Source organism: Bacillus sp. JJ1773, assembly GCF_036962035.1.
Lineage (GTDB): Bacteria > Bacillota > Bacilli > Bacillales > Cytobacillaceae > Cytobacillus.
The window spans coordinates 1-5,796 of record NZ_JBALNX010000146.1 but is presented as its reverse complement, the minus strand read 5'-3'; the positions used below and the strand labels follow the sequence as shown (position 1 = coordinate 5,796).

Annotated in this window: 4 protein-coding genes; 1 reads left to right on the top strand and 3 read right to left on the bottom strand. The window is 35.4% G+C overall.

Annotated features, from left to right (window positions below):
* The first annotated feature begins 150 nt into the window (after positions 1 to 150).
* Positions 151 to 1,821, top strand: a complete 1,671-nt coding sequence (locus V7127_RS25535; RefSeq protein ID WP_335491008.1) for a M4 family metallopeptidase — start codon at positions 151 to 153, stop codon at positions 1,819 to 1,821.
* Positions 1,822 to 2,337: 516 nt separating this feature from the next.
* Here the strand turns inward: V7127_RS25535 and V7127_RS25530 are convergent.
* From V7127_RS25530 to V7127_RS25520, 3 genes are all read right to left on the bottom strand, one after another.
* The gene (locus V7127_RS25530; protein WP_335491006.1) at positions 2,338 to 2,754 is read right to left on the bottom strand and encodes a VOC family protein; all 417 of its coding nucleotides are present in this window, start codon (positions 2,752 to 2,754) and stop codon (positions 2,338 to 2,340) included.
* A gap of 40 nt (positions 2,755 to 2,794) precedes the next feature.
* Positions 2,795 to 3,208, bottom strand: coding sequence for a hypothetical protein (locus V7127_RS25525; protein ID WP_335491003.1), 414 nt, complete (start codon positions 3,206 to 3,208; stop codon positions 2,795 to 2,797).
* Positions 3,209 to 3,928: 720 nt separating this feature from the next.
* Positions 3,929 to 5,095, bottom strand: a complete 1,167-nt coding sequence (locus tag V7127_RS25520) for an MFS transporter (RefSeq protein WP_335491001.1) — start codon at positions 5,093 to 5,095, stop codon at positions 3,929 to 3,931.
* Positions 5,096 to 5,796: the final 701 nt, after the last annotated feature.

Genomic DNA, 5,796 nt, shown 5'->3' with positions numbered 1-5,796 from the left:
GAATAATAGTCCTTTATGCCTGTATAATATGTTAACTAGGGTTTAATTACCATTTTTTATATAATTCCAAATAATTCCTAATATTCATGCAAAACTCTTCTATTAATCTATAATTAAATATGAATGAACTTAATAGGAGGGAATTTAAATATGAAGAAAAAGTTAATTGTTCCTGTAGCCCTGTCGTCAGCGTTATTAATGGGCTCAATTCCAGTAAGTAGCGTTTTTGCTCTGCAAGTGAATTCGAATGCAGATAGTAGTGTACAAGCTTCTAAGGAGTGGAATGAGAAGGCTAGTGTCCCTGTATTTGTGAAGGAACGGTTTTCGGAAAAATTTTCATCAAGTGATCCATCCAATGCATTAAATTATTTGAAAAAAAATGAAGCTAAAACGGGAATTAAAAACCCAGATAAAAACCTAAAAGTCAAAGGTGTACAAAAAGATGAACTTGGCATGACCCATGTTCGCTTTCAACAGTCAGTAAATGAAGTTAACATAGAAGGATCCGAACTTATTGTTCACTTCAATGAGAATAATGAGGTAGTTTCCGTTAACGGAAGGATTTATCAGAATATTGCTGATGATGAAGTGAGCACGACTGCCGCTTATAGCAGTGATGCTGCAACCAAAGTGGCATTATCCTCTGTTAATGCTCCTGAAGAATTGTCCTATGAGCCAACTACTGATCTAGTAATCTATCCTTTTGAAGGAGAAAATTACACAGCTTACAAAGTGAATGTAAACTTCATGGGAGATGAACCTGGGAACTGGTTTGTATTTGTGGATACAAACACAGGAAAGGTTATCGATAAGTATAATGGCTTAATGCATGCCAATGAAATGAAAACACAAAAGGGCTTTGGATTAGGTGTACATGGTAATCACAGGGAAATTCATATTTCTCAAGTGAGGGAGCCAGGTTCAGGAACGAAGTTTGCGTTAGCCGATTACGCTCATGAGAATCTTGAAGGAATTTTTACGTATGATGCTAAAAATGATAATAGTTCTAGCAATGATACCCTGTATGTTGGGAATTCCGCTGCATTTATCGATGACTATGATCGGGCAGCTGTCGATGCACACTATAATTCCGAAAAGGTATATGAGTATTTTCTAAATGAACATGGCCGTAATTCCTTGGATGGGAAAGGAATGGCAATCATTTCAAGGGTTCACTATGGCAACAATTACAACAATGCATCCTGGAACGGGCGCTGGATGACCTATGGGGATGGGGACGGTGAGTTCTTTATTTCACTTTCAGCGGGTCTTGACGTGGCTGCCCACGAAATGACTCATGGTGTCATCACTCATTCGGCGAATTTAGTCTACCGCCATCAGCCTGGAGCATTAAACGAATCCTTCGCTGACATCTTTGGTGCACTAGTTGATGATGATGATTGGGAAATCGGCGAGGATATTATGGCACCGGCTGCTAAGGCTGACGGAGTAACGAGATTGCGCAGCTTAAGTGATCCAAACAGTGTAGTTGTCAGTAATCCGCAGAGAGCCGCGTATGGCAGCGGAGTCTATCCGGCTCATATGGATGAATATTATCACATGCCTACTAATGTAGATAATGGCGGAGTTCACGTTAACTCTTCCATTCCAAATCATGCTGCCTACTTGATTGGCCAGGATATTGGAAAGAAAAAATTAGGGCAAATATACTATCGTGCATTAACTGTATATTTAACTCCAAATTCAGAATTTAGCGATGCACGTCAGGCCATTTCTCAGTCTGCGATTGATATTTATGGTGAAGGCAGCGTGGAATTGGCAGCAGTTCATTCTGGGTTTGATGCTGTGGGAATATACTAAGTATACTAATTTCAAAAAGGCTAGGAACATTATCCTAGCCTTTTATGTCTTGCTAATATAACCCTGCACCTGATTACATCAAAACGATTAATATTTTTCTTTAAAGATTTTTCAATTATATGGCCCTTTTATAATAAAGACGCGTTCCTAAATAAACGCGCCCGATTGTGGAAGAGCGAAGGGCTTAAAAGAGTTTTAAAAATTGATCTTTAGTTATTGTTCTAACGCACCCGAGAGTTTAAGTAGAATCCTTCACAATCTCTTCTACACCTTAACATAACTTCAATTTAAATGTGTTGCTTCAGAATCTGTTTGATTAGAAAAAGACGCCTTCATAATTAATGAAAGCGCCGTTTGTTGCAAGACCCTTGCCTAAATCTTATTCAAATCCAGCCCATTTTACTTTAACTCGTTACTTCACATATTTCTAATCTGATAAAAGATAAATAAAAAGATGATACATTTTAAGGCATCATCCCTTAGAATATTATACTGGATGACTTTTAACCTTAAAGTTTATTCTTGATTCATTGCACTTTCATCGATATAAGCAACTTCCCATAAATGACCGTCTAAATCCTGAAACCCCCTTATATACATAAACCCATGATCTTGAGGGTCACTAAAAGATTTACCACCAGATGACAATGCCTTATTTACTATCTCATCCACTTGATCCCTACTTTCAGCTGAAAAGCTGAGAATTGCTTCGGCAGAAGTAGTAGTATCCACAATTTCCTTCTTACTAAATCCTTTGAAACGTTCCTCAATCATTATCATAGCAAAGATATTCTCACTGATGATCATACAAGATGTGGTCTCATCGGAGAATTGTGGGTTGAACTCAAAACCAAGTTCCTTGAAAAAATTGGTGGACTTGTTTACGTCTTTTACAGATAAATTGATAAAGATATTTTTGGATGTGAATGCCATTTTTATTACCTCCTGTGAAAAATTTGCGATTTTATTTTTTTTAGAGTTCTTTTCTATAACCAAAAAACACGTATCCACTCAGACATAACTGAATAATACTCAAAGCTAAAAACGGATTCGTCACGATATACGTTTCACCTACTATAATTCGCTGAAAGTTTAATCCGATGAAGAAAACAGCTCCCATAATGGCAGATGCATACCACGAACTGTTATTCCTTTTTTTAAAACTACATACCGCCGCCGTGATATTGCCAAGTCCGAATATGACAATCGCTAGGATCCCAGGTACCACCCAACTATCAAAAGGAAGCGTAGAGGACCAGCTATCCGGATATTCCTCAGCGAAAATTCCATGGCTTGAACTTACCATCTGCACACCTATCCAAATCGCGCCTGTCGCCAAAAACAATTCATAAATGCCCAACATCCTTGCTCTTATTGTTAGCTTCATCTTTTTCCCCCCATAGTTTTCTTAAAAACCTTCTGCGCTATTCAACAATCTGGCCCTAAAATGAAAATAGGCGCTTAGTATTGTTTTTAATATCTACAATAATATTATCTTTGTTTGATTTGGATGCCTCAGTTGAATTTGTACAAGCTGACAAAAAAATAATTAGTATAATTGAGATTGGTAAAAGAAATATTCTCTTCATAAACCCATCCCCTTTTATGGTGGAATATTTTCATCCCTTTTTTTGGACTTACTTAGAAGTATTTAAGAAAGCCACTTTTTTACCCCGTTGAAAAGAATTGTATTTTATTCGTTTATACTTAATACCTAGATTAAGGATACATAGAAATTCTATGTATAATTTCATTGTAATTTATTTCCAATTTTTATTCAACTTATATTAAACTAACTGCTTCCTTACTTTAGGTACAAGAGTTTCACAAACTCGCCTAAACTTTCACCTAGATATCTAGGTGTTATTCAACAATCTGGCCCTTTTCCTGAAGAAAGACGCTTTCCTTATTTCAGAAAAGCGCCCGTTTGTGGAAGAGCTTATTGAAGATAAGCACCCGTTACTTTATGTACGATAGTTCAATACTACGAAAAAAGACGTATTCTTATAATGGGTACTGCCAACATTACAAAACTTTGTGCGCTAAGCAATATTAACAAAAAAGTCCACCTCTAATAACATAGAAGTGGATTTGTTTTTATATCGATTTATATATTTTTATACTTTTTCTTTTCATTTAAAAAATCCTTATAAACTATAACAGCAACAACAATAAAACATAGACTAACAACCCGGAAGATCATCTCTAAACTAATCCATTCTGCTAAAGTCCCTAATACAAATGCGCTAACTCCAACACCAACATCAAAACTGGAAAGAAAGGTTGCGTTGGCTGCGCTACTTTTTTCTTCACTTACCTTTTGAACCGCCCATGTTTGTAAACATGGCATAATAGTTCCATAACCTGCGCCAAATAAAATCGCTGAAATAATAAGATAAAAATTATTTGTCGTATAAGACAGCATTACAAGTGAAAAAAATCCTAGCACTGCTGACACGATGATGATAGCCCAAGGTCCTTTTTCATCATACCATTTTCCTGTAAATGGACGTAGTAAAGTTGAGATAGTCGCATTGATAAGGAAGAATAAAAAAATATGATCCAATCCCTTTTGTTTTCCAAAAAGAACTAAAAAAGTAATAATCGCTCCAAAACCAAGTGTTGTAATAACCGTCAGCAATGCTGGGAACCATGCGTCTTTTTCAAAAATCGCTTCAAAAAATCGAAAATGTTGCTTCTCATGTTTAACAGGAGTAGGTGAATTTACAAATTGAAGCGCAAGTGCTGCAAATAGGCTGAGTACTACTGATGACCAAATTAAAATATTGAAGGAAAAAGAGTCATAGATAAGAATACCTAAACTCGGAGCAATGATAGCACCGACCGTTGTTGAAATAGAAAAATACCCTATACCTTGTCCTAACCGTGTCTTAGGAATTAAATCGACTACAATTGTACTATTGGCTGTGGTTGATACTCCCCACGCTGCACCATGGAAAAGTCGTAACAATAGCAAAAGCCAAATAATATTAAGAAATGGATACATCATTGTAATAATCATTAAAGCTGCACTAGCAATAATGGCAAGACTTTTCCGTTGGTTATCAATCAAATAGTACCCTATAAAAGGTCTGATTAGAACAGCGCCTAGTGTAAATAATGTTGTCATTAGACCTACTTGAATGGAAGATGCATTTTTGCTTAACAAATAGGCTGGTAAAATAGGAAGCAACATTTCAAAGCCTATAAAAACTAATAAGTTACTTATAAATAAAAATAGAAATGATTTATTTAATATTTTTTGTTTTTTCATATTATTATTCCTCGCTTCTAATTATTTTTCTAAATTAGAAGCGTTTGGAACACTGAAACGTTTCTATATTGCCTAAGTTTTTTAAGCAATTGTCTCACCCTTTCTAATTACTCCTTTATTGGGAACACACCAATTATTACAACTTGTTTTTGATATTTAGTGGTCCCTTTTCTGACCTTTGTCCACTTTTTCATGAATCTCATCCAACAAGCAGCCATATATACATAATTCTTCTACTTTATAACGCAAAAAGACGCCAGATAAAACCGGCGTTTAGTAATTGCTTAGTATTTAAACAAAATGCATAAACAATTTAAATGTTATCTACAGTTTCTAAAATAAAAAGACAAAAAGCTTCCGGTAGCTGGTCTCTATATGAAGTTTGCTTAAAAAAGGACAGACTGGTCCCATTGAAACTAAATCTCCTAGATGTAAATATGACTTTACTTCTGTTGCAATTCTTCTGAAAACAGTTCCCTTAACTTTTTGCCTCCTCTCTTAATATTAGTAAATAGATTTTACTATTCTAATGTATGTTGATAAAAAAAGCAAATCCAACTGATGATCCTTACTATTTCAATTATATCTAATCCTTCTTCAACTCTCTCAGTATAATACGATTTTCTCCCGAATATTTGCTTACTTGCTGGATTTCATAACCTTACCGCTGTTTAATTAAAGTGCCCGATTGTTGAACAAGT